Origin of the sequence: Candidatus Neomicrothrix sp., from assembly GCF_035329545.1 — a bacterium.
Lineage (GTDB): Bacteria > Actinomycetota > Acidimicrobiia > Acidimicrobiales > Microtrichaceae > Microthrix > Microthrix subdominans.
The window spans coordinates 1-26,196 of record NZ_DAOLGP010000026.1; the positions used below are offsets into that span (position 1 = coordinate 1).

The following is a 26,196-nucleotide window of genomic DNA, read 5'->3' on the forward strand; positions in this document are numbered from 1 at the left end:
ACCGACAGCCAGGGCCGCTCGGTCGACTTCCGCAACACCGTGCTGATCATGACCTCCAACCTGGGCACCGCGGATCTGCGCAAGGCCAACGTCGGCTTCTCGCGCAATGATGAGGCGGTCAGCTACGAGCGGATGAAGGCCAAGGTCAACGACGCACTCAAGGCGCACTTCCGGCCCGAGTTTCTCAACCGGATCGACGACGTCATCGTCTTCCACGAGCTGAGCAAGGACGAGGTCATCCAGATCGTCGATCTGATGACCGCCCGGGTTGCCGAGCAGCTCGCCGGATTGGGCATGGGCCTCGAGATCACGGAGGCGGCGAAGATTCACTTGGCCGATACCGGGTACGACCCGACGTTGGGGGCCAGGCCGTTGCGCCGGGCGATCCAACGCCAGGTGGAGGATCCGGTCTCGGAGAAGCTGCTCCACAAGGAGTTCACCGCCGGCCAGATCATCGTGGTCGACGTTGAGCCCGACCCGGAGAATCCGGACGAGAACATTGCGGTGTTCAAGGCGGTCGAGGGCTTCATCCCGCCCGACTCGCCGGCGGAGATGGTTGCCGGCGATGTGGCGGGCGATGTCCCGGAGTCCGGTAACTGATCCGACGATCGTGATCGGGACGCTCGGTTGAGCGTCCCGAGCTCGAGAGCAACGGCCCGGCCCGCCCCACGAGGGCGAGCCGGGCGGTTGCGCGTTCGCCATGACAGCTACGGGCACCGAGCCTTCGAGGTCGTTGGCCACCGTGGGGGCCGTCTACCGTGACGGGGGTGCGAACCCCCTCCCGCCGAATCCGCTCGGTGCTGCTTGCGTTGTTGGTCGTCGTCGGCCTCGTCGGTTGCGAGGCGACCGCCGAGGTGAACGTGGACGTGGCCGAGGACGGCTCGGGCACCGTCGAGGTGGTCGTCGAGCTCGACCGCGACGCGCTGGGACGCATCGGAGGCCTGGAGGCGATCGACACCAGCGATCTGGCCGCAGCCGGTTGGGACGTGACCGACCCCGAGCTGGTCGAGGACGGCTCGGTGAAGCTACTGGTCACGAAGGACTACGGACGACCGAGCGACCTGCAGCCAACCCTGGAGGAGATCACCGGGCCCGACGGACCGCTGCAGGGCCTTCAGGTCAACGTGCTCGACAAGTTCGGCGGCACCAAGTACGTCCTCGACGGTCGCCTCGTCACCGAGGTCAACCTCGCCCAGTTCTCCGACCAAGGCGTGGCCGACGCCCTCGACGGCCTGGCGTTGGGCCGCAGCGACAAGGACCTGGCCGCCGAGCTGAAGGACAACCCGGGGTCGCTCACGCTCGACCTGTCCGTCTCCATGCCCGGCGAGCTGATCGACAGCAACGGGGAACGCTCCGAGGGCACGTCGGCGGGCAGCCGGGTGAGCTGGAGCGCCGATCTCACTGCGGCGGGTACCGAGACGGCGCTCAGCGCCACCTCGGAGGAAAAGTCGGGCCGGGCCCCGCAGTTGGTGTTGGTCGGTGGGGTGCTCGTGTTGTTGGCCGGCGCCGTGCTGCTCATCGGCATGTGGGCCAGCCGGCGTCTCGATCGGTAGCGCGGCTGACCCCGGCCGAGCGCGTCTCTGTCGGCTTGGTCGGTGCGATCCGGTTTGTCGGATCGCAACCCAGCCGTAGTTTTCCGGGTCGTGGGGAACTCCTGGCCCTTCGTCGTCGTCTCAGGTGGCAAGGGTCCAGGGAGGCAGCGTGTCCAGATCGGTTCGTCAGGTCGTTCGAACAGCGTTGAGGCGGCAGTCGGGTCACCGGCGTACCTTCGATGAAACCCGCCCACACCACTCCGAGTGCCCGCATGTCGGCAGCGGGTTGCGCTGCGCTCCTCGTTGCGCGGCGGCTGTCAGCACAGCGATCGTGCTGGCAACCGTCGGATGCGGAACCGCAACCGAGGGTTCGGTGGACGCACCAGCCACCAACGGACCAGTAGCCGAGGGAACGCTCCCGACCGACACGTCGGCCGCGGCCGAGATGCTGTCCGACAGCGAGGTGGTGTGGCAGGTGGACATCGGCGGTGGGCTCGTGCCCTTCGCCGTCGCCGCCAACGACGTGCCCGAGGTGACCATCTACGGCGACGGTCGCATCTTCGTTGCCGAGGAGCTCGAGACGCCGCCGTGGACGGTGCCGCCGCCCGTGGAGGTGTTGCTGGGCTCGGTGCCGCCCGAGCAGCTCCGGGCCTTCCTCGATGATGCAGCGGCATCCGAGATGATCGATGAGTCGGTGAACTACGGCACCCCACGCGTCGCCGACTTGGGTGGTACCACGGTGCGGCTCCGCAGCGCGGCTGGCCCGGCCGAGGTCAGCGTACATGGCTTGGGGTACGACGCGCGGGGCGATCTCGGCACGTCGGAAATCGAGGCCCGCAACACACTCGAGACGCTGATCGAACGATCGCGTCGGTTGGGTGATCGACCTACGCCGTGGGTGCCGGATCGGGTTGAGGTGACCGACCTGCCGGGGACCCACGAGTTCGGCACGACTCCGGAGGGGACGACACCGTGGCCAGGGCCGCGGTTCGTCGAGGTGTTCGGCACGGTCAAGCCCAACGACACGGTCGCCGGGTCGCGCTGCGCCGAGATCGCCGGTGTTCACGCAGCCGAGGTGTTTTCCGCAGCGCGGGTCTCCGGCATGCCGTTCGTCGATGATCAGGGTGCCGAACTCCAAGTGGTGGTGCGGGCACTGCTCCCGGGCGAGGTGGCCTGCGACGGTCCGTGAGCATCGCCAGGGATCGCTGCCGCTCTGGTGGAACTGGGCCGTGTCGCTTCGGTCGTGGACGAGTGGTTCCCCGTCCGCTCGGCACCGAAGTGATCGCCGATGTGGAACGTGGGAACGCATGTGGTCGACGCTCACGTGGAAGGGTCATCTCGTAGTGTCGCTGCGGCACCGACCTGGTCGGACCGGTGCAACGACCTTCACGACGATTGATGCGTTCACGCACCGCCTCACGCCAAACAGGAGCACGACATGCGCCGGCCCATCACCAGCCCAACCGCCGCTGCGGTCGGTCCGTACAGCCACGGCGTCGACGCCGACGGTGTCGTCTATTGCTCGGGGCAGACGCCGATCGACCCCGCCACCGGCGCGCTCGTCGAGGGTGACGTCGCCCGACGCACCGAGCAGTGTTTCGACAACCTGTTCGGCGTGCTCGCAGCGGCCGGGCTCACCCCGGAGGACGTGGTGAAGATCAACGTCTTCCTGACCGACATGGACGATTTCGAAGAGATGAACCGGGTGTACGCCTCCAGGTTTGTTGAGCCATTCCCGGCGCGCACCACCATCGGGGTGGCTTCGCTCCCGCTCGGCTCGAACATCGAGATCGATCTGATCGCGCAGCGTCGGTGAACACGTCCGGCGAAGCCATCCTGTACCCGCCGTGGCCGCTGTGGGGCGAAAGGCTCTCGCCGGCCTTCGTTGTCACAGTTCGTTTCTAGCGTGGTGTCATGGCTTCCAAAGCATCACCCGCACCCGTCTTCCGCTGCCTGGCCTGTGGGCAGGAGGCCCCCAAGTGGGCCGGTCGCTGCGGCGGGTGCGGCGACTGGAATACCCTCACCGAGGAGCTGGCGGCTCCGGCCGACGACCACCCGATCCCGCACGTGCCGGGCACGGTGCGGGCGATCGGTGACGTTCCCGAGCTGGGGGACCCACAGTTCGCAACCGGCATAGGCGAGCTGGACCGAACGCTGGGCGGCGGCTTCACCGGGGCATCGGTCAGCCTGATCGGGGGTGAGCCGGGGGTGGGCAAGAGCACGCTGTTGTTGCAGGCCTCTGCGGGCGTGGCCCGGAGTGGCCGCGGCGTGCTCTACGTCACCGCCGAGGAGTCGGCCAATCAGCTCAAGCGACGCGCCCAGCGCCTGGACTCCATCTGCGACGAGTTGTACGTGCTGGCCGAGACCAGGCTGGAGGTGGTGCTGGCTCGGCTGGCCGAGACCACCCCGGCGTTGGTGGTCGTCGACTCGGTCCACACGCTCTATGACGACAGGGTCAGCGGCGTGCCCGGCTCGGTCACCCAGGTGCGTGAGGCCACCAACGCCCTGGTGGCGGTCGCCCGGCGCAGCGGTGCCGCCGTCGTGTTGGTCGGCCATGTCACCAAGGACGGCGGCCTGGCCGGGCCGAGGGTGCTGGAGCACGCCGTCGACACCGTGATGCACTTCGAGGGCGACCGCGACGGCGCGCTGCGGCTGTTGCGGGTGGTGAAGCACCGCTTCGGTGCCACCGACCGGGTGGGCATGTTTCGCATGGGCCGCCAGGGCATCGAGTCCTTGGACGATCCGTCCGGGCTGTTGCTGGCCGATCGGCGCGCCGGGGTACCCGGTTCGGCGGTGGTGGCCGTGCTCGAGGGCCACCGGCCAGTGCTGGTCGAGGTGCAGGCGCTGGTCAGCCCCCGCCCGGCGGGCACCGGGGGGTACGGCACCCGCACCGTCACCGGGCTGGTGCCCAGGCGCATCGACCTCATCCTGGCGGTGCTCGCTCAGCGGGCGCAGCTCGACCTGAGCAACGCCGACGTGTTCGTCTCGGTCGCCGGCGGGCTGACCGTTCGCGAGCCGGCCGCCGACCTGGCGATCGCCGCCGCAGTGGTGTCGGCGGCAACGCTGCGGGCCATCCCCGGCGATGTGATGATGGTGGGGGAGGTGGGGCTCACCGGCGAGCTGCGGGCGGTGCCCGAACCGAGCCGCCGGATCTCGGAGGCGGCCAGGCTGGGCTTCCACCGCATCGTGGCGCCGCGCGACCGCAGCGTCCACCCAGCCGGTGGCGCAGCCGAGTGGTCGCGCTCCGCCCGCCTTCAACAGGTGCCCACGCTGGGCGAGGCGATGCAGGCGATCTCGCTGCAGGATGCCGACCTGCGGGCGGTGTAGCACTCCTCGGTGGCGGAGCGACACCGGCGCTGCGGTCGCACGCCCGCAACACCCTTCGAGCACTCAGCCGGCAGGCCACCCGGCGGCGGTCATGTCGTCCATTGCTCCACCGTCGAGGACGTCCAGGCCGATGGCCCGCATCTCCCCGGCTGCGACCGCTGAACGATTGCCGCTGCGGCAATAGACGACGTAGTCGGCGTCGGGGTCGAGTTCGGCGATCTGGGCGTCGAAGTCCGGTCCCTGAATGTCGATGAGCCGAGCATCGTTGACGTGGCCGGCGTCGAACTCCTCGGGAGTACGTACGTCGATGACGATGCGGTCGGCATCCAACGCCACCCCGGCTGCTTCCCGGCCCGGCGCTGGAGCGTTCGAGCCTTCGGCGCCGGGGGTGGCTGCATCTGCCGCCTCATCGCCGGAGCACCCGGCGAGCGCTGGCCCTGCTACCAACAATGCCAAGGACGCGAGGACGGCTCGAATGGGTGAAGGGCGATTCATCGGGTCAGTATTGTCCGTACATTCGCTCACCGCCCAGTCGGAGGCGCGGGTCGACGCTTCGTGCGCGTTTTAACTGTCGATGATCGCGTTCGAAGTCCCGAACCCGCTGAGGGCCCCCGGGTGATCAACCGGTGTGGGAGGATCGGGCGATGAACGAGGACACCTTCACCTTCGACGGAAGCGACGGCCAATCGATCCACGTGTATCGCTGGACCGGAGACGGCACGCCGCGGGCGATCGTCCAATTGGCGCACGGTATGGGCGAGCACGCCGCCCGCTACCGCCGGTTTGCCGAAGCGCTCACCGACGCCGGATACGTGGTGTACGCCAACGACCATCGCGGTCACGGCCGCACCGCCGGTGGTCCGGAGCATTACGGCGAGCTTGGGCCGGCCGGGTGGGCGGGCCTCGTCGCCGACATCGGAACGCTCGGCAAACGGGCCCGCGAGGAGCACCCCGACACGTCGCTGATCCTGTTCGGCCACTCGATGGGCTCGTTTGCGCTCCAGCAGTTTCTGATCGGCCACTCCGGCGACGTGGATGCTGCGGTCCTCTCGGGCACCTCGGCGCTCGACGTGATTGGAGCTGGAATCGATCCCGATGCCGAGGTCGATCTCAGCGCCTTCAACGCCCCGTTCGAGCCGGCGCCGACCGAGTATGAGTGGCTCAGCCGGGATCGCGCCGAGGTCGACGCCTACGTCGCCGACGACGCCTGCGGTTTCGGCCTCGACGCAACGGCCGCTCGCGGCATGCTCGAGGGGACCGCATCGACCAGCGATCTGGATTCGATCGCCCGGGTGCGGGCCGATCTGCCGATCTACCTCATGTCGGGCGACGCCGATCCACTGGCGGGCGGCGGTGAGCTGATCGAGTTGGTTGCTCAGCGCTACCGCGACGCCGGAGTCGACGACGTCTTCGTTGCTCGATACCCGGGGGCACGCCACGAGATCCTCAACGAGATCAACCGTGACGAGGTCACCGCCGACCTCATTGCGTGGCTCGATCGAGTGCTCGCCTGAACTCTTGCTCGGTGGACGCTTGGCGCTTCGACCGACGATTGGTTCGATATCGGGTGGCGGCGCTGCAGCTGGTCCGCTCAGGGCCAGGGCCAGGGCCAGGGCCGGGCATTGGCAGCTTGGCGCTAAGATAGAAACGTGATCGCTCGGCGCAAACAGGAGTTGTGGGACGCGCTGTCGGCGGTCGCTCCCGGAACCCAGCTGCGCGACGGCCTCGATCGCATCTCCAAGGCGAGGATGGGCGCCCTGATCGTCGTCGGGGATGGCCCGGAGGTGCTCAACGTGTGTTCGGGCGGGTTCCTCCTCGACGCAGCGTTCACGCCCCAACGGTTGAGCGAGCTGGCCAAGATGGACGGCGCCATCATCTTGTCGGCCGACTCGTCGCGTATTGCCCGCGCCAACGTTCACCTGGTGCCCAACCCCAACGTGCCGACCACCGAGACCGGCACCCGCCATCGCACCGCCGAGCGTGTGGCGCGCTCGGTCGGCGTGCCGGTGGCCACCGTGTCCGAGGACATGGCGGTGCTCACCGTGTACCGGGGCGACGAGAAGTACCAGCTCGAGTCGATCCCCAACATCCTCAACCGCTGCGATCAGGCGCTGCAGACGCTGGAGCGCTACAAGAGCCGCCTCAACGAGGAGCTGGCCAGCCTGACCGCCCACGAGGTGGAGGGCCTGGTGACACTGCGCGACGTCATCGTCGTGCTGCAGCGCTCCGAGATGGTCAGCCGGATCGCCGACGAACTCCGGCACCACCTGATCGAGCTGGGTGCCGACGGCCGCCTGGTGCGCCTCCAGCTTCGCGACCTGATGGCGGGCGTCGGCGACGAACGCACCAACCTGATCCGCGACTACGCACCCGACGGCATCGAACCTGCGGAGGCGCTCGAGCGTCTGCGGGACCTGGACCCGGGCGAGATCACCGACCCCGACGATGTCGGCGACGTGCTCGAGCTCGGCGACGGCAACTCGGTCGACCTCGACCAGACGATGCAGCCGCGCGGCTATCGCATCCTGGCACGCATCCTGCCCCGGCTTCCCGAGCCGGTGATCGAAGCGGTGGTCGGCAGCTGCGGCCGGTTCGACAAGCTGATGCGGGCCTCGACCGAGGAACTGGCCGACGTGGCCGAGGTGAGCGAGCAGCTGGCAGCGGTCATCCGTGACGGTCTCAGCCAGCAGGCTCAATCGTCGATCCTCAACCGCTACCAGTAGCCACCGTCATCAGGAGCCGAACAACTCGGCCGAAAGGGGACCATGCGCATCACGTTGCACACCGGCACGCCGGCGGAGATCGCTCGTCCGGCCGGGGTGACGCCCGCTCGTGGCCTCGTCATGTGGCCCGATATCCGTGGTCTGCGGCCGCTGTTCGACCAGCATGCTCAACGGGTGGCCGACGCCGAGGGCTGGGTCGTGGTTGTGCCGGAGATGTGGCCCGGCCGCGAGCAGCTGAGCGTGGTCGATCGCCTGGAGTCCGCCGGTGAGCTGCGCGATGACGCCAAACTGGCCGATGCGCTGGCTGCAGCGGAGGCGACCGGGTGCGACACCGTTGGCATCATGGGGTTCTGCATGGGTGGCATGTACGCCATGAAGGCCTCGTCGTCGGGGCGGTTCGACGCTTCGGTGAGCTTCTACGGCATGATCCGCATGCCCGAGGCGTGGCGGGCTCCCCATCAGACCGATGCCATCGATTCGGTCGCAGCGCCGGGAGCGTGTCCCGTGCTGGCGCTGTGCGGCACGGAGGATCCGTGGCTGCCGGAGAGCGAGTTGGACGAGCTGGACGAGGTGGCCACCGTGGTGCGCTACCCCGGCGCCGACCATGCGTTCGCCCAGGACCCCGACGGTGCCAACCACCGCCCCGAGGATGCGGCCGACGCGTGGGGGCGTGCCCTGGCGTTTCTGGGCAGCGGCGGCGATCCGACCGCTGCGAGCGAAGCGGGGTCACCAACGTGAGCGACGACCTGATGAGCGGCGAACCGGCGACCGGCGAGGTCGCGCCTGCGCTCGGAGCCATCGAACTCCGGGTGCTGGGATGCCTGATGGAGAAAGAGCTGACCGTTCCCTCCACCTACCCGCTGACGCTCAACGCGCTGGTGACGGCCGCCAACCAGAGCTCGGGGCGCAACCCGATCATGGCGCTCGACGCAGGCGAGGTTGCCGGCGCGCTCGACGCCCTGCGAGATCGCTCGCTGATTCGTCGGGTGTATCCCCGCTCCGGAGAGCGACGGGAGAAGTTCCGTCAGGTGGCCGACGAGGTGTTGGAGCTGTCCGATGGTCGTCGGGCGGTGCTGACGCTGCTGATGCTGCGCGGGCCGCAGACGCCAGGGGAGTTGCGCAGCCGGGCCGGCCGCCTCCACAGCTTTGGCGAGCTGTCCGAGGTGACCGATGCGCTGGGCGAGCTGGCCGGTCGCACCACGCCGCTGGTCGTCGAGCTGCCCCGTCAGGCCGGTCGCCGCGAGGCCCGCTGGGCCCACCTGCTGGGAAGCGCTGCGCCGGCCGATGTGGTGGCGGAACAAGCCGACCCGCCTTCCGTCGATTCGCCACCTCCACCTGCGATGTCACCGTTGCTCGACCCGCTGCGACCGCTGATCGGCCGCTGGGAAGGGTCCGGGAAAGGGGAGTACCCGACGATCGACGACTTCGGGTACTCCGAAACGATCACGTTCGCGCCGCTGGCCGACAAGCCGGTGCTGGTCTATACGTCGGCGACCAGGCACGCCGACGACGGTCGTCCGCTGCACGCCGAGACCGGCTACCTGCGGTTGATCGGGGAGTCGGAGGTGGAGCTGGTCATCGCCCAGGCGCCCGGCCTCATCGAGGCGGGATCCGGCCTCGCCACCCATCCCGGTGGCGCCGAGGATCGGCACGCCGTGCGCTTGGCGGTCGACTCCACCATCGTCGCCGGCACACCCACGGCCAAGGAGGTCACCGCCACGGAGCGGCGCTACCTGGTGACGGGCAATCGGCTCGGCTACGACCTCGCCATGGCTGCGGTCGGCCTCCCGATGACCCACCACCTGACCGCCGAACTGAAGCGGGTCGAGTAGCGCCCATCCTCCATCGGTTGCGCCGTGGGTCGCGAAACCTCGACGTCGCAAGCGAATCCGTGGTGTAGCTTCGCCGCACCGCAAAATGTGGGGGTGTCTCCATGATTTGGACGAGCGACGAAGCGTATCGGCGTGGCATCGATGTGATGTCCGAGGTGGTCGAGCAGGTGCCCGGTGACGCCTGGGGTCGGCCATCGCCGTGTGAAGGCTGGCGAGCGCTTGATGTTCTCGGCCACGTCGGCGCCGCGACGGCCATGGGGCTGCACATCCTGCGCGGGCGAAGCGCCCGATCTCGGCTTCGGGCGTCAGGATCCGCCCGGTGACGCCGTCCGGGCCGACCCGTTGCTGTGGTGGACCGGCTTGGCCGCCCCCGCCCGGGAAGCGGTGGCGGAGATCGACGACCTCGGCCTGGAGCGGGTGGTCGACACCCCGATGGGGCGTCGCTCCGTTCGGGACGGGCTCAGGTTCCCGGCAGCCGACCTGTTCCTCCACGCCTGGGACATCGCGGCGGCGACCGACGTGAGCGTCTCGATCCCCGACGACGCAGTCCCGTTCGTTCGCGCGCTCGGCGACGCGGTTCCACCAGAGGTGATGCGCTCGCCGGGGGTGTTCGGCGCCGAGGTGTCCGTCCCAGACGGTGCCACTGCGGTCGACCGTCTCCTCGGGTGGACCGGGCGGAACCCCCGATGGGAGTCGCCCACCCAATGAACGCAGCGCTGGTCGGACAGCCGCACCGGCGAGGCGTCCGCGCCGAGCGGCTGGGATCGACTCAGCGGGCGCGGATCTCGAGCTCGCGTCGCTTCAAGATGACGTAGGCCCGGTCGTGCTGTTCGATCCAGCCGAGGCGCATGAACGCCGAGATCGCCTTGTTGACGCGTTCGCGGCTGGCGCCGATCAGCCCGGCCAGCTCTTCCTGGGTGATGGGAATCTCGAAGGCATCGGTGTCGCCGGCCAACTCGAGCAGGCGCTTGGCGGTACGGCCGGTCACATCGAGGAAGAACGCATCGGCGAGCGCTGCGTCCATGTGGCGCAGCCGCCCGCTGAGCATCTTCACCACCTCCCACAGGAGGGCGGGGCGCTCATCGAGGATGGCGCGCAGCGGGCCGAAGGGAACCGACAGCACCTGCGACGGCTCGAGCGCCCGGGCGTCGGCCGAGCGTCCGGTGCCGTCGAACAGGCTCATCTCGCCAAACAGGTCGCCTGATTCCATCAGAGCGACTATCGACTCGCGACCGTCGACCGAGCGGTTGCCGATCGCCACCCGGCCCGACTCGACAACGAACAATGCGTCGGCATCCTCGTCCTCCTTGAACAGCACGTCGCCTCGAACCAGGTCGAGGCTGGACGACTCGTCGAGCATGCGATCGAGCTCGGAGTCGGTGAGCGCAGCGAACAAGGTGACTTCGGCAAGCTTGGATCGATCCACGAGCGCATCCTAGTGCTGAGCCTGCTCATGCTGTGGCCGATGGCACTCGCCTACCTTGTGATGGTGCTCGATGTGTGGACGATCGTGGTGGCCGCCGGCTCCGGGCGGCGTTTCGGGGGGCCCAAGCAGTTCGTCGCCCTTGCGGGTCGGCCCCTGCTGGCCTGGGCGCTCGAGGCGGCTGCGGAGGTCTCCACCGGTGTCGTGGTCGTCGTGCCCGCCGACCGGTTGGAGCACCTGGCCCGGCTGCGGCCGCAGCTGCCCGGCATCGACGCCGTCGTGGCCGGGGGTGCCACACGCTCGGAATCGGTGCGGGCCGGGCTGGCGGCAGTGCCAGCAACGGCTGGAATCGTCGCCGTGCACGACGGGGCGCGCCCGTTGGCCGACCGGGCCGTGTTCCGTCGGGTGATCGACGCGGTTGCGTCCCCGGACGGGGCGGCCGGAGCCATCCCTGGCGTGGCGCTGACCGACACGCTGCGTTCGAACGATGGATCGGTGGTCGATCGGGACACGCTGATCGCCGTGCAGACGCCCCAGGCCTTCCGTGCGGACGCGTTGCGCCAGGCGCACCGGGATCATCGCGAGGCCACCGACGACGCCTCGCTGATCGAGGCCTGCGGGCAGCGGATTGAGGTCGTCGAGGGGGACCCGGCGAACCTGAAGGTGACCGTGCCGTCGGACCTCGTCGTCGCCGCAGCGCTGCTGGCCGAACGGGATGCGACCGGGCCTGCACCCCACGCCGATGACCGCCCGGGTGCGGCGGCGCGGGAGGATGGGGAGATGGCCGACCACGACCGCACCGAGCCGATCGACCTGCGCGTCGGCAACGGCTTCGACATCCATCGCTTCTCCGACGATCCCGAGCGTCGCTGTGTGCTCGGCGGAGTCGAGATTCCCGGTGTGCCCGGGCTGGAGGCCCACAGCGACGGTGATCCGGTCGCCCATGCGGTCGCCGAGGCGCTGCTGGGTGCCATCGGGCTCGGTGATTTGGGTTCCCACTTTCCCGACACCGACCCGGCTCACGCAGGCGCCGACTCGATGGCACTGCTCGGCGAGGTGGTCGCCCGTGTGGCCGACGCCGGTTGGCAGGCGGTCAACGTCGACTGTTCGGTGATCGCCGAACGACCCAAGCTGGCGCCTCACCGCGACGAGATGACCCGGCGGCTCAGCGATGTGGTCGGCGCGCCTGTGTCGGTCAAAGGACGACGTGCCGAGGGCGTCGGTTCGCTCGGCTCCGGCGAAGCGATCGTTGCGCTGGCCAGCGCACTGGTGGCCCGCCGATGAGCCGGGGAACGGGAGGCTCGAGAAACAACCCGTCCGGCGGTAAGCGGCCGGCGCGGGGTGGCGTCGGCAAGGGCGCTTCTCCCAAGGGCGGTGGACCTGGCCGAGGGCGAGGTTCGGGCGCCGGCGAACGGACGCCGAGCAGGGGTGGCTCAGGAGGCAAGCCGCCACGGGGCAAAGCGGGCGGAGGCCAGCGCAGCGGACCCCCTCGCCGCGGCCCGACCGCTCAGACCGGCAGCTCGGTTCGCTACAGCGATCGCGGCGACCGTCGAACCCGGCCGAGCGCCACCACCTCGCGCTACGGCTTGGGCGGGGACCAGGTCGAGGGTCGTCAGGCCGTGCGCGAGCTGTTGCTGGCGGGCACCCGCAAGGTGCGCGAGATCTTCCTGGCCGAGGACCTCGACCCGGCGCCGGTGCTCGACGACATTCGTCAGCTGGCACGCGAGCAGCGGGTGATGGTGACCGAGCTGGGACGTAAGGCGCTCGACCGTCGCAGCTACACCGAGTCCAGCCAAGGCGTGGTGGCCGAGGCCGCCGAGCTGAAGCCGGTCGAGCTCGAGGACCTCGTTGCAGACGGCGGCCGTGGCGGTTCGCCGTTTCTGCTGGCCCTCGATGGGGTCACCGACCCCCGCAACCTGGGTGCGCTGCTGCGAACTGCAGAATGTGCCGGCGTGGATGGGGTCATCCTGCCCCGACACCGGGCTGCGCACGTCACGCCGACGGTGACCAAGACGGCCGCCGGTGCCGTCGAGCACCTGCCGATGGCTCTGGTGGGCGGGTTGCCCGCTGCGATCGAGTCGCTCCGTTCGGCGGGGGTGTGGGTGGTCGGCCTGGACAGCGCCGGTCCCACCTCGCTCTACGACCTGACCGTCGCCACCCAGCCGATCTGCCTCGTCGCCGGCGCCGAGGGCAAAGGTCTGTCGCGTCTGGTGGCGCGCCGCTGCGACGAGGTGGTGTCGCTGCCGCTACGAGGCAGCCTCGACTCGTTGAACGTGGCTGCGGCGGTGGCGATCGCCACCTACGAGATCACCCGACGTCGCTCGTTGTGAGCGTTGGGTTTCGGGGGGATCGGCCCCCGTCGGTCCCCTTCCAGGGGTGCCGTTCCGGAGGGTCACCGACTTTTCTGGCGGCGGCTACTACTCTCCTCAGCACCGATTGTTGTCACACGCCTCGGTGAGCCGCCCGGGTAGTCCATCCAGGTCGACGGCGGGAACCAACACATGACCGAACCAACACGATCACGATCTTCTCGTCCCACCCAGCCCAACGCCGGGCGCGGGATCGCCCTCGTCGCCGTTGCAGTGATCATCGGCGTGCTGCTGGTCTGGAAGAACCCCGGCACTGGCCAGGTGACGGCCTCACCCGATCTGCACTCGGCCACGTCGACAACCGCCGGTGGTGACGATCCTGCCAAGGACGCGACCACGACGACCGCTGCGCCGACGACGTCGGTGCCGGTCGCCGAGCTGAAGGTCACCGTGGCCAACGCCTCCGGGGTGAGCGGTGCGGCCGGCGACGTTGCCGAGAAGTTGAAGGCGGCCGGCTATACGAGCGTTGCGGCGCTCAACGGCGACAAGGGCCAGCCGACCAAGGTGTACTTCGAGAACGGCTTCGAGGCCGACGCCAAGGCTGTCGCCAAGGCCGCCGGGCTCCCCGAGTCAACCGTGGAGGCGCGGCCCCCCGAGGTTTCCATCGAGGCCAGCGGCAAGAACGCTCAGGTGATCGTCATTCTCGGCGACGGCTTCGATCCGGCGAAACCGGGTGCAGACGGTGGCGACGCGGCCACCAGCACACCGCCGGGCGTGGCGACCACCGCGGCGGGATAGCCCGACCGGAGCCCCCAGGCATCCGGGGAGAGGGGTGCGGGCCGATCGCAGTCGGTCGTTACCCTGGCCGGGTGCGCATCGTCGTGGCCCCCGACAAGTTCCGCGGCTCGCTGAGCGCGCTCGATGCCGCCGAAGCCATGGCCGAAGCCGTGGAAGCGCGCGGGTGGACGGCGCTCAAGGTGCCGATGAGCGACGGCGGCGAAGGGTTTCTCGAGGTGTTGGGGGGCGCCAACCGCACGAGCACCGTCACCGGACCGCTCGGCGACCCGGTTGAGGCCGGCTGGCGACTCAGCCGAAAGCGGGCGGTGCTCGAGATGGCCTCCGCCTCCGGGCTGGCGCTGGTCGGCGGGGCCGAGGGCAACGAGCCGCTGGCCGCCGACACGACCGGGGTGGGCGAGTTGATCGCCGCCGCCCTCGACGCCGGCGCCCGGTCGATCGTGATCGGCATGGGAGGCTCGGCGACCACCGATGGTGGGTTGGGTGCGCTGCGGAGCCTGGGGCCCGTGCCGCGTCTGGGCGGCGTCCGTCTGGAAGTCGCCTGCGACGTCCGCCTCACCTTCACCGCAGCTGCCGCCTGCTTCGCCCCGCAGAAGGGCGCCACGACCGCCCAGGTGGAGCTGCTCAGCCGGCGGCTGGACCGGTTGGTGGAACTGTACGCGGAGAGCTACGGCGTCGACGTGTCGTCGCTGGTGGGTTCGGGCTCGGCGGGAGGGCTCGCCGGGGGGTTGGCGGCGCTTGGCGCCACCCTGACCGAGGGCTTCGAGCTGGTCGCCGACCACGTCGGCCTTGAGGTGATGCTCGAAGACGCCGACGCGGTTCTGACCGGCGAGGGTCTCTGCGATGCCGCCTCCTTCGAGGGCAAGGTGCTCGGCGGCGTCGCCGGACTGGCCGCCTCGCTGGGCCTGTCGGCGGGAGCGGTGGTGGGTGAACTCGACGACGGCCTCGAGCTGCCCCCGGGCTTCGAAGTCGCCTCGCTGGTTGCTGGCGTCGGACGAGAGGCAGCGCTCGGTGATCCCGCTCGCTCGGTGACGCTCGCCACCGAGCGGATGCTCGACGCCCTGCTTCCGGGCTGAGCTGCTTCCGAACCCAGCCGCTGCCCGACGGGCGTCCGGTTGGGTCAGCGGGCGGAGTAGTCGTCCACCTTGAGCATCGGAGGCAGCTCGCCCAGGTCGACCTCGGCCACCGAGAGGTCGGGCCGCTCCAGGGTCATGCGCTCGCCGATCAGCCGGGGATCGACCCGGGCCAGGATGGCGGCGGCCACCGCGGCGGCCTGCGGGCCCAGCTCCGACAACGGCCGGTTTCGGTGGGTGCGTACGTCGAGGTCGACCTGGGTGATCGACTCGGTGCCCATGGCGGCGGCGATGTCGATCAGCAGCCCGACATCCACCCCGTAGCCGCGTACGAAGCTCAGGCGTTCCAGCACCGACCGGCGCCCACCGAACTCGCCCGACAGCGGCTGGGCCACCAGCGCCAGGTGGGGGAAGAACATCGACAGCAGGGGTCGGGCAACCAACTCGGTGACCCGGCCGCCCCCGGTGCCGTTTTCGCCGGGCCGGCGATAGTGGCCTTTGGTGAACTGCACGTCGGTGTTGCTCAGCAACGGACCGAGCAGTCCGGTGACGAAGTGGCTTGAGAAATCGGTGATGTCGGCGTCGCACCACACGATGACGTCGCCGGTGCTGGCAAACAGCGACTTCCACAGCACTTCACCCTTGCCATGCCCGGAGCCGAACTCGGGCAACAACGACGACGACGCCACCACCGTGGCCCCGGCGGCCTCGGCCTCCCTGGCGGTGTTGTCGGTGGAGTGGTCGTCCATCACGATCAGCTCGTCCACGAGCCCGCCGACGACCAGATCCCGGTGCAGAGCCGCCACGATGTCGCCGACCGTCCCGTCCTCGTTGCGGGCCGGGATGGCAACGGTGACCCGGTCGGTGCGGGTGGCGGCCAGCCGGGCGACATCGAAGTCGCGATGGCTGGCCTGACGGAGCGGGCCTGCCAAGAAGGGCGGCCCCGGGAGGGTTGAGGAGGATGGCGCGGTCATGTGATTGGGCTCGGACTGAACGGGCCCCCGGGGTCAAGCCGAGCGCCGACGAGCGCTCCGATCATACGGCGTCGGGGTGCGTCGGCACCGGTCGGGTGGCGCGCGCCGACCGCGAAACGATGGGTGGGGAACATCGAGCGGGACGTGAGCGTTCTCCGGGAACGCGTCTGTGTCGCTACGATCGGCCGCTCGCGAGCCGGCGTCCGTCGGCCCGTCCAACTTCGAGTTCGCCCCGACCCAAGGAGGCCTTTGCGATGGCCGTGACCGTTCGTATCCCCACCACCCTTCGAACCCTGACCGGTGGCACCTCTTCCGTCGACGTCGCAGGCACCAACGTCGGCGAGGTACTCGCCTCGCTTGAAGAGGCCTACCCGGGGTTCCGCGAGCGGATCTTTGGTGACGACGGTCAGTTGCGACGCTTCGTCAACGTGTTCGTTTCCGACGAGGACGTGCGCTACCTCGACGGGTTGTCCACGCCCGTGCCCGATGGCGAAACCGTGGCGATCGTTCCCGCCGTCGCCGGGGGCTAGCAGGCCGACGGTCCGCCGCTGGTGGCCGAGTGCCCGACCGCTGGGGGACGGCCGGCGCGGCGGACACATCCGCCGGGCGCCCCCGCCGGCCCCGGTTGGGCTACAGGTCGTCCCGGTTGCGCATGTAGGTGATCGCCGCCCAGCCGGGCGCCACCGGCAGCCAGAAGGTGGCCAGGCGAAACAGGAACACGGCCGGCACGGCGACCGCTGTGGTCATGCCCACGGCGGTCAGCCCGGCGATGTAGGCGGCCTCGGAGGCGCCCAACCCACCAGGGGTTGGTGCGGCCGCCTCGACGAACGCACCGGTGAGGTAGACGACGCCCACCTGGACGAAGCTGGCCGACCCGCCGAAGGCCAGAACCGACACGTACAGCGCCACCAGGTTGGCCATCGTCGTGATCGCCGAACCGCCGAAGAGCGACGCCACCTTGCCCGGTCGGGTGGCGATTCCGACCACGCCGTCGCGGGCCCGGCGAAGGGCGTCGATGAGGTTCTGGAGAAACACCCGGCGACCCCACGGCGTGGCCATCACCAGGCCGGACACCGCAAGGACGACCGCCACCAAACCGAGGACGGTGGTCAGCGATGGCAGGCCGAGGCCGAGGCCGCCGCTGGAGCGGCCGGCGGCGGTGATGAAGGACGCCACCAACAGGATGTGCACCGCAAACCCGGCGACGACCGACATACCGACGCCGGCGGCGGCGACGGCTGCATCCACCCCCTGCTTGGTGAGAAAGCGCAGGTTGAGGGCCATCCCGCCCACCTTGGCCGGCGTGATCGTGTCGGAGAACGCTGCGGCCACCTGGGCGAGCACCGCCTGCAGGATCGGCACCCGGTTGGGCACGCCGCCGACCAGGGCCAGGCCTGAGCCGACGTAGCTCACCGCCGAGCACAACAGCGCCACCGCCGCCCACCACCAGTTGGCCGACTGGGTCTCGTCCCACAGGTTGCCGGCCGACGCCAGCTGTGGCACCAGGAAGTAGGCGGCGCCGCCGATCATCGAGATGGTGAGGATGCGGCGGGTGCTGAAGCGCGACAGGTCCTCGGCGTCGGGCACCTCCTCGATCGAGGTACGCTTGGCCACCTCGCTGCGCAGCGCCTTGAAGCCGTCCTGGCTGAGCGCATCCCGGGTGACGGTGGTTGCGGCCAGGGGCTGCATGCGGGAGAGCGCCTCGACGAGCGGATCGCGCCCGAGGACCTTGAGCGCCGCCGCCACCGCCGCCTGCGGCCCGACGACCGCCGCGGTCGAGGCGAGCAACTCGACGATGTCGTCGGTCAGCTGAACGTCGTCGGCCGCCACCTCCGAGCCGACGAAGCCCACCAACCAGATGTGGTCGTCGTCGTCGATCATCAGGTTGTCCACCCGAAATTGCCGGTGGGCGATGCCGGCGCGACGCAGCGCCGCCAGCTGGGCCCAGGCGTCCTCGAGCGCGCCGACGAAGCGGTGCTCGTCGACTTCCGCCAGGTCGGTGGCGGTGACGAACTCGGTCACCAGCATCATGCCGTTGGCCCCGGTTGACCCGAATGCGAGCACCCGCGGGGTTCGGACGCCCAGGTTGTGGGCCTGAAGCGATGACAGCGCCTCGTGGTTGGCCTCCCCCCGAAGGGTCCCGACGCTGCGCTCCCCCCTGGGTGCCTTCAGGCGCAACCGCCGCCACAACCGGGAGAGCAGCTCGGCGGCGTGGCGGTTGGGCCCGCGTACTTTGATGGCGATGTCGGAGCCGTCCTCCAGCGTGCCCTCCCAGCGCACCGAGGTGGGGGTGCTCGTCGGGTGGGGGGCGGTCGAGGCCAGGCTGACCGGCAACAGCCCGAGCCGCCGCAGCGAGGCGACGACCGACGCTCCACTCGGATCCTGGTTTGGTGTCTTGAAGATGATGCCGATCAACGCGCCGGCCACCGTGCCGACCCCCAGGTCGACGAGCACGCCGAGAAATCCGGACGTGGACAGCACGGACACGGCGGCGATGTAGATGACGGTGGTCCACCACCAGGCGTTTCGCCACCGGGCGCTCAGCCACGGCCCACCCAGGACGAGCGCCGCCACCGTTGCGCCGAGGATGGGGGAGGTGGAGATCGTCGGGATCGACTGCCCGCTCAGCCGCTCGGCCAGGAAGCCGTCGAGGGTGCTCGACGACGACATAGCCACGACCACGCGTTCGGCGGCGAAGCTGAGCGCCGCTCCGGCCAGCGCCGCCAGGTTGAGGGTGAGGGCGGTCCGGAACCGTCGTTGGCTGAGCAACACCCAGTTGATCGCCCCCACGACGGCGACCAGGGCGTAGACCCCCAGCGAACTCACCAGGGTTTGGAGGACGTCGGGCAAGGCGTCGAGCAGCAGCCGTTGGTTGTAGGCCAGCCCGGCTGCTGCGTCCTCGTAGAGCACGGCGATCACCAGGCCAACCAGGATGGCGACCGCCCCCACCAGCAAGCGCACGACGTAGGTGGGGGACCGCACCATGGCCGGTGAGGCTCGACCGATCAGCTCGCAATCCGGGGCGTCGTCGTCGCCGGTGACGAAACGAGGGTCGGCCTGAGCCATGGGTCGTGACCCTACTGGCCGCTGCCAGCGCCCTCTGGTTTCCGCACAGGCGCGCGCTCTCTCTGTCGGACAGGAGCTGCTTCTGTCAGAGCAGTCGGATCGATCGACGTGTGCCACAACGCTTCTCCGGGTCGTAGGGTGGCCCCATGACTTCGCCATCCGAACCCACCGTCGGCCAGGCCGTGTTACACCTGTTCTTCAAGGCTTCCGCCACCGCCGACCGGACCGCTGTCCTCGCCGCCCTCAAAGGCGGCAACGACGGGGACGATCAGGCGGTGTGTGCCGCGCTGTTGGGCCACAAGGCCGACCTGGGGGTCATGGCCCTCTCGTCGGATCAATGGCGGCTGCGGGGTTTACAGACGCAGCTGGTCGCCGCCGGTCTCGAACTGGTCGACAGCTACGTGTCGCTCACCGAGGTCTCCGAGTACGCCAAGGGCATGCCCGAGTCCCGTATCCAGGAGCGGTTGTTCCCCACGTTGCCCCCGGAAGGCAAGCCGGCGTTCTGCTTCTACCCGATGTCGAAGCGTCGCGGCCCGGGGGCCAACTGGTTCACCCTCCCCTACGAGCAGCGTAAGAAGCTGATGTGGGAACACGGCACCTCGGGTCGGGCATTCGCCGGCCGGGTCACCCAGCTGATCACCGGCTCGACGGGCACGGACGACTTCGAGTGGGGCGTGACCCTGTTCGCCCAGCACCCCGACGACCTCAAGGAGGTGGTGTACACGATGCGCTTTGATGAAGCATCGTCGCGCTACGCCGAGTTCGGTCGGTTCTGGGTGGGCATGGTGGACGACCCGGACCAGGTGCTCGAGTCCCTCGGGGTTCGCTGAGAGCGGTCGGTCTGCAGTAGAGCTTGCGTTTGGGTGACATTCGCACCCGCAGGTGTGACGTCCGTTATGCTCGCCGCCTTGTGAGGGGGAAGCGAATGAACGTCGTAGTTGATCGCCGGTGACGACACCAATACGCCGTCTAGGCGTCGCGTTGGCGATGCTCGTCGGTATCGGTTCGATGACGATGTGGAGTTCGTCGGCTGGAGCTGCCGAGAGGACACCGCGCCAGAACACCAAGTGCGAGCGGCCGACGCTCCCTCGGCCCGAAGGCGCCTCGATCGCCGGTGTGCTGATCTCCGAGACGTGCGAGCCGGTCGTCGGGGTCGACATCAAGATCGAAAAGGAGGGTGGCGAGTCCCAGACCGTCACCTCCGACAAAGAGGGCATCTTCGTTCTCGGGGTGGGTGACGACCTCGGTACTTACACCGTCACCCTGCAGGTCGACTCCCTGCCCGACGGCGTCAAGCTGACCGACCCGGAGGCGGTGTCACGCACCTTCCGGCTGACCGCCGACAAGCGCCAGATCCAGAACTTCCCGTTCGGCGAGAGCACGCGACAGGCGGCGACCAAGCTTGACGAGATCCCGGGCAAGTTGGTCGACGGCGTGCAACTGGGGCTGATCATCGCCATGTGCGCCATCGGGTTGTCGCTGATCTACGGCACGATCCAGCTCACCAACTTCAGCCATGGCGAGATGGTGACCTTCGGTGCGATCATCACCTGGTACCTCAACCAGAGCGTCGGCCTGCCGCTGCCGCTCGCAGCCGTGCTCGGCGTGCTGATCGGTGCGGCGTCGGGAGCCGGGCTCGAGCTGGGGCTGTGGCGGCCGCTGCGGCGGCGCAAGCTCAGCCTGTTTGGCCTGATGACGGTCAGCTTCGGGCTGTCGCTGTTGGCGCTCAACCTGTTCCAGTACTTCTTCGGCGCCCGCAACAAGCCCTACACCGGCACGGTGGGTGGTGGTGGGTTCGAGCTGGGTTCCCGGGTGATCCCCGCACGTACGGTCATCACGATCGTCATCGCCCTCGTTGTGCTCGGGGCGGTCGGAACCTTCCTGCGCACGGCTCGCTTCGGTAAGGCGATGCGGGCGGTCGCCGACAACCCGGCGCTGGCAGCCTCGTCGGGCATCGACGTCGACCGCGTGGTGTTGTTGGTGTGGGTGATGGGCGCCGGGTTGGCTGCCATGGGCGGCGTGTTGTACTCGACCAGCTTCCAGGTGAACTTCATGGAGGGTCAGCAGCTACTGCTGTTGATGTTCGCCGGCATCACCCTCGGTGGCTTGGGCACCGCCTTCGGTGCCGCTGCGGGCTGCTTCCTCCTGGGCCTCGCCATCCAGTTGTCCACGCTGTTCATCCCCACGTCGCTGCGTAACGTCGGAGCGCTCGTCGTGTTGATCGTGGTACTGATGTTCGCGCCGCAAGGCATCTTCGGACGACGGGAGCGTGTGGGCTGATGGATTGGGGCTTCATCTTCCAGCAGACGCTGACGGCGTTGTTCACGCCACTGGCGCTCTTCTACATCCTGGGCGCCCAGGGGCTGAACATTCACTTCGGCTACACGGGCCTGTTGAACTTTGGTCAGGCCGGGTTCATGGCCGCCGGCGCCTACGGCACGGCGATCAGCTACACGAACTGGGGTTGGCCCCTGTGGGCCGCCATATTGTTCGGCGTCCTCGCAGCGGTCGTCCTCGGCCTCATCCTCGGGTTACCCACCCTGAGGCTGCGGGGCGACTATCTGGCGATCGTCACGATCGCGGCGTCGGAGATCATCCGCCTGACCGTGCGATCCGAAGCGGTCGAGAGCGTCACGGGCGGCAACTCTGGCATCAACGAGTTCGCCAACGGGTTCTATGACGCCAACATCTTCTCCAACAGCGGGCGCTACGTCCTGGGACCGCTGTCGTTCCGCGGGCAGGAACTTTGGGTGATGTTGTGGGGTTGGCTGCTTGTGGGGTTCTTTGCCCTGCTCACCTACCTGCTGATGCGCAGCCCTTGGGGACGCGTGCTCAAGTCGGTGCGCGAGAACGAGGACGCCGTGCGTTCGCTGGGCAAGAACGTTTACGCCTACAAGATGCAGTCCCTCATCCTGGGCGGCGTCATGGGCGCCTGCGGCGGAATCATCCTGGCGCTGGCCAAGAACTTTGCCGGGCCCGACGACTTCGCCACCAAGGCGACGTTCATCGCCTACACAGCGCTGATCCTGGGCGGGGCCGCCACCACCTTCGGACCCGTGATCGGCGGCATGATGTTCTGGTCGATCTTCACCTTCGTTTCCGAGACCGCCGATCAGGCGGCCAAGGCCAACATCATCCCCAATTCGGTGATGACCGACGTCCAGGCGGGCGTCATCCCCTTCATCTTCCTCGGCATCGCCCTGATGGTGCTGATGGTGTTCCGACCCCAAGGGATCTTCGGGGATCGAAAGGAGCTCGAGGTCGATGTCCGCTGACGACGCCCCCACCTACACCGGTCCCGGAGATGCCGCCACGGTCCCCAGCGGTCCGCCCCGCCCCGACGCAGCCACCGCTCCGCCGGCCGAACTGGTCGCACGGGACCGCGCCCTCGAAGCGAAGGTGCTCGCCGACGTGCCTCGCGAGCCCGGCGCCCCCAAGCCCGATCCGATCCTGGTCGCCGATGGGGTCACCCGTCGCTTCGGCGGCGTCACGGCCGTCAACGTCGACCATGTCGAGTTTCAGCGCGGGGCGATCTCCGCCCTGATCGGGCCCAACGGTGCCGGCAAGACCACCTTCTTCAACCTGCTGACCAACTTCGACAAGGCGACCTCCGGGGCGTGGACGTTCAACGGCAAGAAGCTCGCCGGCGTTGCGCCGCACAAAGTGGCCCGCCTGGGCATGATCCGCACCTTCCAGCTGACCAAGTCGTTGTCCAAGCTGTCGGTCATCCAGAACATGATGTTGGGCGCCACCCACCAGCGTGGGGAAAGTTTCCTGACGGCGATCGTTCCGCCGCTGTGGTCCGCCCAGGAGAAGGAGATCACCGAGCGCGCCGACCTGTTGTTGGAACGCTTTCGCCTGGCCCACATGCGTGAGGAGTTTGCCGGCTCGCTGTCCGGCGGCCAGCGCAAGCTGCTCGAGATGGCCCGGGCGCTGATGGCCGAACCCGAACTGATCATGTTGGACGAGCCGATGGCCGGCGTCAACCCGGCACTGAAGCAATCGCTGCTCGGCCATATCCTGTCACTGCGGGACGAGGGCCGTACCGTGATCTTCGTCGAGCACGACATGGACATGGTGCAGGAAATCTCCGACTGGGTGACCGTCATGGCTGAAGGCCGGTTGATCGCCGAAGGCACGCCGAGCGATATCAGTTCCAACGACGCAGTGATCGACGCCTACCTGGGCAGCCATCACGATCTCGACCTGAGGCCGGACATTCTCACCAACCCGAGCGAGGGGTCGGTGGAAGCCGAGCCGGATGCCGGCACGCTGGAGGCGCCCTGATGGAATACATCGACCAGCCGGCACGCACCGAGGACTTGGGTGGACAAACCGCCGGCCGGGAGATGTCTGACGAAGCGATCTCCGACGAGGACAAGGCGCTCGGCGCAGGCTTCGGGCATCTCGCCCCACAGCACCTGTCGAAGGATCCGCAGCCCGGCGAGCCGATCCTGGTGGCCGATGATCTGATCGCCGGGTACGTTCCCGGCGTCAACATCCTCAACGGTTGCTCGGCGGTGCTCAACCGGGGCGAGATGGTCGGCATCATCGGCCCCAACGGCGCCGGCAAGTCCACGCTGCTCAAGGCGATCTTCGGGCTGATCACGGTCACGACCGGCGTCGTCAGCCTGCGCGGCGAGAACATCACCTCGATGAAGGCCCACCAGCTGGTGAGCCGGGGCGTCGGGTTTGTTCCCCAGACCGAGAACGTCTTCGCGGCACTCACGGTGCGCGAGAACATGGAGATGGGCGCCTTCCTGCGGCCGTCGGTGGTCAAGGAGCGCTTTGCCCATGTCGCCGAGCTGTTCCCCCGCCTGGGCGAGCGCGCCAGCCAGCAGGCAGGGTCGCTGTCCGGGGGCGAGCGCCAGATGGTGGCCATGGGGCGGGCGCTGATGATGGAGCCATCTGTGCTGCTGCTCGACGAGCCCTCCGCCGGCCTCTCGCCGGCGTTCCAGGACGAGGTGTTCATCAACTGTCGGCGCATCAACGCCACCGGCGTGTCGATCCTCATGGTCGAGCAGAACGCCCGGCGTTGCCTGCAGGTATGTGACCGGGCATTCGTGCTCGACCAGGGCAAGAACGCCATTGCCGGCACCGGCGCCGAGCTGTTGCACGACCCCAAGGTGATCGAGCTGTACCTGGGCACCCTGGCCAAAAACCGCAACCCGGACTGAGTACCGGGTCCGGCCGGACCCGATGAGGTAGTGAGACGCCCGGCGAGGTAGCACCTGGCGGGAGGCCGCTTCGCTATGCCTCCCGCGCAGGCACCACCTCGCCGTGCCCGCCCTCGCTCCGCATCTCCGAACTGGGGAGTTGAGAGCGCTGTCTGGCGGTCGTTTGGGCTCCCGAGTTGCGTGCCCTTTGTGAACTGGGGAGTTGAGAGCGCTGTCTGGCGGTCGTTTGGGCTCCCGAGTTGCGGCCCCACACCCCCACCCCGTTCAACCGGTGGCGAGACGCGATACGGGCCGGTCCCCGTAGGAACCGGCCCGATCGAGTTGTCAGTGCCGCCGCAGCGGCGTCTGAGCGATGGCTACTTGCCGGCCTCGAAGTTCTCGGCCAGTGCGTTCCCCATGTTGCCGTCCACGCCGTACACCGGCACGGCTGACGGGCCGATACCCTGCTCGATCATCGTCGAGAGGATCTTGGAGCTCTCGTCGAATCCGATCAGCGCAACCGCGTCGGGGTCGGCGCTCTTGGCCTTGCCAACGATGTCGGAGAAGTCGGTCGCCTTGGGGTCGTAGATTTCCTTGCCGACCACCTCGGCGCCACCAGCCTCGAGCGACTTCTGAAGGTCATCGGCCAGGCCGGTGCCGTAGTCGTCGTTCAGGGCGAGGATGAACACGGCCTGGTGGCCGTCCTCAAGGATGACGTCGGCCAACACGGAACCCTGGAGGATGTCGGACGGGGCGTTGCGGAAGTACAGGCCCTTGTCGTTGTAGTCCGAGAACTCCTTGGACGTGTTCGCCGGGGAGAACATGATGACGCCGGCGTTCACGATCGTGTCGATCACCGACAGGCTGACCGAGGAGGAGGCGGCGCCGATGATGGCGTCAACATCCTTGGCCAGCAGGGTGCTGACCGTCTTCGGTGCAACGCCGTTCTCGGTGTCGCCCGAGTCGCCCTCGATGTGGACGACGTCGTTGCCGAGCACGCCACCGGCCTCGTTCATCTCCTGGACGGCCAGGTCGACGCCGGCAAACTCCGGCGGGCCGAGGAAGGCGAGCGAGCCCGTCTTGGGCAGCAGGGACCCGATCTCGAGGGTGCCGTTGCCTTCACGGGTGCCTTCGACCGCCACCTGGTCGACGTCGGCTTCCTCAGGTGCGGTGGCCACGATGAACTGGGTCTTGGAGTCGTCGAGGCACTCGGTCGTGTCCTCGCAGTCGGTGGTGCCGAACTGAAGGACGCCATAGGAGGCCTCCGTCGGTTCACCGTTGCCCGAGAACTCCAACGGGCCGGACTGTCCGTCGTAGTCGATGTCGGTGCCGGCCTCGATCAGCTTCTTGCATGCTGCGAAGTCGGTGCACTTCTCACCGTCGCGGGTGATGCCGTTGATCTTCTCGGCCATGGCCGAGCCGTCGGTCTTGGCCTCGGTCGCTGCCAGGCCAAGGATGATGGCGGCGTCGTAGCTTTCCGCTGCGTAGTTGAAGTCGACCAGCGAGGGATCGATCTCCATGAGACGACCCTTGAACTCGTCGCCCAAGTCGACCAACGGGGTGGTGCCCTTCATGCCGATGAGGCTGTTGTCGTTGCCCCCGCCGGACTCGTCGGTCTTCTGGGTGGTATCGCTGGAACTCTCGTCGTCGTTACCGCATGCTGCGGTGACGAGCGAGAGCGCCAACACGCCCGCCGCGAGGCGGGTCCATTTGCGCTTGTGGAACATCTTCCCTCCGTGTGGTTGTCCCTCATCGAAGCCCGGGGGCCCCTCAACCGAGGGGGGTTCCCTCCGGTCCGAATGAGACCTTAGTGGGCGACGGCCGTCACAGTATGAAATCTCACGTGTGCTCGCCGTCAACTGGTGAACGGGGTGAAGTCCGACGTCGGACAGACGGTCTCGGGGGCACCGGCGCAGCTACACCCCCTGTTCACCGACTCGAAACGGACTGGAAACACGCGGTCCGTACGGTCCTCCGTGTCGTCCC

Annotated in this window: 26 protein-coding genes; 21 read left to right on the forward strand and 5 right to left on the reverse strand. The window is 68.6% G+C overall.

Features of this window, described 5'->3' with window-relative positions:
* The 5 genes from PKD89_RS13625 to radA all read left to right on the forward strand — a co-directional run.
* On the forward strand, positions 1 to 600 hold a 600-nt coding region (locus tag PKD89_RS13625), incomplete at its 5' end, for an AAA family ATPase (RefSeq protein WP_289011231.1).
* Between the two features lie 167 nt (positions 601 to 767).
* Complete coding sequence (locus PKD89_RS13630) at positions 768 to 1,553, forward strand: hypothetical protein (protein WP_287379798.1); 786 nt, start codon at positions 768 to 770, stop codon at positions 1,551 to 1,553.
* A gap of 352 nt (positions 1,554 to 1,905) precedes the next feature.
* Entirely contained in the window at positions 1,906 to 2,721 is an 816-nt protein-coding gene (locus PKD89_RS13635; RefSeq protein ID WP_287379799.1) for a hypothetical protein, read from the forward strand.
* Positions 2,722 to 2,970: 249 nt separating this feature from the next.
* Entirely contained in the window at positions 2,971 to 3,348 is a 378-nt protein-coding gene (locus PKD89_RS13640) for a Rid family detoxifying hydrolase (protein ID WP_287379800.1), read from the forward strand.
* A 98-nt stretch (positions 3,349 to 3,446) separates the two neighbouring features.
* Positions 3,447 to 4,859, forward strand: coding sequence for a DNA repair protein RadA (gene radA, locus PKD89_RS13645; protein WP_287379801.1), 1,413 nt, complete (start codon positions 3,447 to 3,449; stop codon positions 4,857 to 4,859).
* A 63-nt stretch (positions 4,860 to 4,922) separates the two neighbouring features.
* Here the strand turns inward: radA and PKD89_RS13650 are convergent, their stop codons facing one another.
* Complete coding sequence (locus tag PKD89_RS13650) at positions 4,923 to 5,354, reverse strand: rhodanese-like domain-containing protein (protein ID WP_287379802.1); 432 nt, start codon at positions 5,352 to 5,354, stop codon at positions 4,923 to 4,925.
* 149 nt (positions 5,355 to 5,503) lie between these two features.
* On the opposite strand from PKD89_RS13650, the gene PKD89_RS13655 reads away from it, so the two are divergent.
* The 6 genes from PKD89_RS13655 (at position 5,504) to PKD89_RS13675 (ending at position 10,122) form a co-directional block, all read left to right on the forward strand.
* Positions 5,504 to 6,373, forward strand: coding sequence for an alpha/beta fold hydrolase (locus tag PKD89_RS13655; protein ID WP_287379803.1), 870 nt, complete (start codon positions 5,504 to 5,506; stop codon positions 6,371 to 6,373).
* A gap of 135 nt (positions 6,374 to 6,508) precedes the next feature.
* Positions 6,509 to 7,582, forward strand: coding sequence for a DNA integrity scanning diadenylate cyclase DisA (disA, locus tag PKD89_RS13660; protein WP_287393925.1), 1,074 nt, complete (start codon positions 6,509 to 6,511; stop codon positions 7,580 to 7,582).
* A 42-nt stretch (positions 7,583 to 7,624) separates the two neighbouring features.
* A complete protein-coding gene (locus PKD89_RS13665; protein ID WP_287379805.1) occupies positions 7,625 to 8,320 on the forward strand; it encodes a dienelactone hydrolase family protein in 696 nt (231 codons plus the stop codon).
* Entirely contained in the window at positions 8,317 to 9,414 is a 1,098-nt protein-coding gene (locus tag PKD89_RS13670; protein ID WP_287379806.1) for a DUF480 domain-containing protein, read from the forward strand. The genes PKD89_RS13665 and PKD89_RS13670 overlap by 4 nt, the downstream gene beginning before the upstream one ends.
* A 101-nt stretch (positions 9,415 to 9,515) precedes the next feature.
* Positions 9,516 to 9,737, forward strand: coding sequence for a maleylpyruvate isomerase N-terminal domain-containing protein (locus PKD89_RS19835; protein WP_349257352.1), 222 nt, complete (start codon positions 9,516 to 9,518; stop codon positions 9,735 to 9,737).
* Positions 9,637 to 10,122: a hypothetical protein gene (locus PKD89_RS13675; RefSeq protein ID WP_287393927.1), complete on the forward strand. Its 486-nt coding sequence runs from the start codon at positions 9,637 to 9,639 to the stop codon at positions 10,120 to 10,122. Before PKD89_RS19835 ends, PKD89_RS13675 begins: the two co-directional genes overlap by 101 nt.
* Before the next feature lie 61 nt (positions 10,123 to 10,183).
* On the opposite strand, the gene PKD89_RS13680 is transcribed toward PKD89_RS13675, so the two are convergent.
* On the reverse strand, positions 10,184 to 10,840 hold the full coding sequence (locus PKD89_RS13680; protein WP_289011229.1) for a Crp/Fnr family transcriptional regulator: 657 nt from the start codon (positions 10,838 to 10,840) through the stop codon (positions 10,184 to 10,186).
* Between the two features lie 39 nt (positions 10,841 to 10,879).
* Between PKD89_RS13680 and ispD the strand changes: the two genes are divergently transcribed.
* The 4 genes from ispD to PKD89_RS13700 all read left to right on the forward strand — a co-directional run bounded on the left by ispD (position 10,880) and on the right by PKD89_RS13700 (position 15,017).
* Positions 10,880 to 12,121 carry a 2-C-methyl-D-erythritol 4-phosphate cytidylyltransferase gene (ispD, locus tag PKD89_RS13685; RefSeq protein ID WP_287379809.1) on the forward strand — a complete coding sequence of 414 codons (1,242 nt, stop codon included), beginning with the start codon at positions 10,880 to 10,882 and terminating at the stop codon, positions 12,119 to 12,121.
* Positions 12,118 to 13,167 (forward strand): 23S rRNA (guanosine(2251)-2'-O)-methyltransferase RlmB, encoded by a 1,050-nt coding sequence (rlmB, locus tag PKD89_RS13690; RefSeq protein ID WP_287379810.1) that lies wholly within the window; start codon positions 12,118 to 12,120, stop codon positions 13,165 to 13,167. The genes ispD and rlmB overlap by 4 nt, the downstream gene beginning before the upstream one ends.
* 171 nt (positions 13,168 to 13,338) lie before the next feature.
* Positions 13,339 to 13,944 carry a LytR C-terminal domain-containing protein gene (locus PKD89_RS13695; protein WP_287379811.1) on the forward strand — a complete coding sequence of 202 codons (606 nt, stop codon included), beginning with the start codon at positions 13,339 to 13,341 and terminating at the stop codon, positions 13,942 to 13,944.
* A 71-nt stretch (positions 13,945 to 14,015) separates the two neighbouring features.
* Positions 14,016 to 15,017, forward strand: a complete 1,002-nt coding sequence (locus PKD89_RS13700; protein WP_287379812.1) for a glycerate kinase — start codon at positions 14,016 to 14,018, stop codon at positions 15,015 to 15,017.
* A 44-nt stretch (positions 15,018 to 15,061) separates the two neighbouring features.
* Here PKD89_RS13700 and PKD89_RS13705 read toward each other — a convergent pair whose 3' ends face one another.
* Positions 15,062 to 15,988 carry a glucosyl-3-phosphoglycerate synthase gene (locus PKD89_RS13705; protein WP_287379813.1) on the reverse strand — a complete coding sequence of 309 codons (927 nt, stop codon included), beginning with the start codon at positions 15,986 to 15,988 and terminating at the stop codon, positions 15,062 to 15,064.
* Between the two features lie 254 nt (positions 15,989 to 16,242).
* Here PKD89_RS13705 and PKD89_RS13710 point away from each other — a divergent pair, with 254 nt between their 5' ends.
* The gene (locus tag PKD89_RS13710) at positions 16,243 to 16,518 is read left to right on the forward strand and encodes a ubiquitin-like small modifier protein 1 (protein ID WP_287379814.1); all 276 of its coding nucleotides are present in this window, start codon (positions 16,243 to 16,245) and stop codon (positions 16,516 to 16,518) included.
* A 100-nt stretch (positions 16,519 to 16,618) separates the two neighbouring features.
* Here the strand turns inward: PKD89_RS13710 and PKD89_RS13715 are convergent, their stop codons facing one another.
* On the reverse strand, positions 16,619 to 19,054 hold the full coding sequence (locus PKD89_RS13715) for a lysylphosphatidylglycerol synthase transmembrane domain-containing protein (RefSeq protein ID WP_287393929.1): 2,436 nt from the start codon (positions 19,052 to 19,054) through the stop codon (positions 16,619 to 16,621).
* A gap of 146 nt (positions 19,055 to 19,200) precedes the next feature.
* On the opposite strand from PKD89_RS13715, the gene PKD89_RS13720 reads away from it, so the two are divergent.
* The 5 genes from PKD89_RS13720 (at position 19,201) to PKD89_RS13740 (ending at position 24,231) form a co-directional block, all read left to right on the forward strand.
* Complete coding sequence (locus tag PKD89_RS13720) at positions 19,201 to 19,884, forward strand: chlorite dismutase family protein (RefSeq protein ID WP_287379816.1); 684 nt, start codon at positions 19,201 to 19,203, stop codon at positions 19,882 to 19,884.
* 118 nt (positions 19,885 to 20,002) lie between these two features.
* Positions 20,003 to 21,334, forward strand: coding sequence for a branched-chain amino acid ABC transporter permease (locus tag PKD89_RS13725; protein ID WP_287379817.1), 1,332 nt, complete (start codon positions 20,003 to 20,005; stop codon positions 21,332 to 21,334).
* Positions 21,334 to 22,329 carry a branched-chain amino acid ABC transporter permease gene (locus tag PKD89_RS13730; RefSeq protein ID WP_287379818.1) on the forward strand — a complete coding sequence of 332 codons (996 nt, stop codon included), beginning with the start codon at positions 21,334 to 21,336 and terminating at the stop codon, positions 22,327 to 22,329. Before PKD89_RS13725 ends, PKD89_RS13730 begins: the two co-directional genes overlap by 1 nt.
* Complete coding sequence (locus PKD89_RS13735; RefSeq protein ID WP_287379819.1) at positions 22,319 to 23,341, forward strand: ABC transporter ATP-binding protein; 1,023 nt, start codon at positions 22,319 to 22,321, stop codon at positions 23,339 to 23,341. Before PKD89_RS13730 ends, PKD89_RS13735 begins: the two co-directional genes overlap by 11 nt.
* Positions 23,342 to 23,403: 62 nt before the next feature.
* On the forward strand, positions 23,404 to 24,231 hold the full coding sequence (locus PKD89_RS13740) for an ABC transporter ATP-binding protein (RefSeq protein ID WP_425591254.1): 828 nt from the start codon (positions 23,404 to 23,406) through the stop codon (positions 24,229 to 24,231).
* A 356-nt stretch (positions 24,232 to 24,587) separates the two neighbouring features.
* On the opposite strand, the gene PKD89_RS13745 is transcribed toward PKD89_RS13740, so the two are convergent.
* Complete coding sequence (locus tag PKD89_RS13745; RefSeq protein ID WP_287379822.1) at positions 24,588 to 25,937, reverse strand: ABC transporter substrate-binding protein; 1,350 nt, start codon at positions 25,935 to 25,937, stop codon at positions 24,588 to 24,590.
* Positions 25,938 to 26,196 lie beyond the last annotated feature (259 nt).

Bases quoted from the DNA above. Each gene is read 5' to 3' on its own strand.
- PKD89_RS13745 (WP_287379822.1), bottom strand. From the start codon at position 25,937: ATGTTCCACAAGCGCAAATGGACCCGCCTCGCGGCGGGCGTGTTGGCG.
- PKD89_RS13705 (WP_287379813.1), bottom strand. From the start codon at position 15,988: ATGACCGCGCCATCCTCCTCAACCCTCCCGGGGCCGCCCTTCTTGGCA.
- rlmB (WP_287379810.1), top strand. From the start codon at position 12,118: ATGAGCCGGGGAACGGGAGGCTCGAGAAACAACCCGTCCGGCGGTAAG.
- PKD89_RS13695 (WP_287379811.1), top strand. From the start codon at position 13,339: ATGACCGAACCAACACGATCACGATCTTCTCGTCCCACCCAGCCCAAC.
- PKD89_RS13715 (WP_287393929.1), bottom strand. From the start codon at position 19,054: ATGGCTCAGGCCGACCCTCGTTTCGTCACCGGCGACGACGACGCCCCG.
- PKD89_RS13740 (WP_425591254.1), top strand. From the start codon at position 23,404: ATGTCTGACGAAGCGATCTCCGACGAGGACAAGGCGCTCGGCGCAGGC.
- PKD89_RS13735 (WP_287379819.1), top strand. From the start codon at position 22,319: ATGTCCGCTGACGACGCCCCCACCTACACCGGTCCCGGAGATGCCGCC.
- PKD89_RS19835 (WP_349257352.1), top strand. From the start codon at position 9,516: ATGATTTGGACGAGCGACGAAGCGTATCGGCGTGGCATCGATGTGATG.
- PKD89_RS13665 (WP_287379805.1), top strand. From the start codon at position 7,625: ATGCGCATCACGTTGCACACCGGCACGCCGGCGGAGATCGCTCGTCCG.
- PKD89_RS13720 (WP_287379816.1), top strand. From the start codon at position 19,201: ATGACTTCGCCATCCGAACCCACCGTCGGCCAGGCCGTGTTACACCTG.
- ispD (WP_287379809.1), top strand. From the start codon at position 10,880: ATGGCACTCGCCTACCTTGTGATGGTGCTCGATGTGTGGACGATCGTG.
- PKD89_RS13655 (WP_287379803.1), top strand. From the start codon at position 5,504: ATGAACGAGGACACCTTCACCTTCGACGGAAGCGACGGCCAATCGATC.
- PKD89_RS13650 (WP_287379802.1), bottom strand. From the start codon at position 5,354: ATGAATCGCCCTTCACCCATTCGAGCCGTCCTCGCGTCCTTGGCATTG.
- PKD89_RS13710 (WP_287379814.1), top strand. From the start codon at position 16,243: ATGGCCGTGACCGTTCGTATCCCCACCACCCTTCGAACCCTGACCGGT.
- radA (WP_287379801.1), top strand. From the start codon at position 3,447: ATGGCTTCCAAAGCATCACCCGCACCCGTCTTCCGCTGCCTGGCCTGT.
- PKD89_RS13640 (WP_287379800.1), top strand. From the start codon at position 2,971: ATGCGCCGGCCCATCACCAGCCCAACCGCCGCTGCGGTCGGTCCGTAC.
- PKD89_RS13675 (WP_287393927.1), top strand. From the start codon at position 9,637: ATGTTCTCGGCCACGTCGGCGCCGCGACGGCCATGGGGCTGCACATCC.
- PKD89_RS13730 (WP_287379818.1), top strand. From the start codon at position 21,334: ATGGATTGGGGCTTCATCTTCCAGCAGACGCTGACGGCGTTGTTCACG.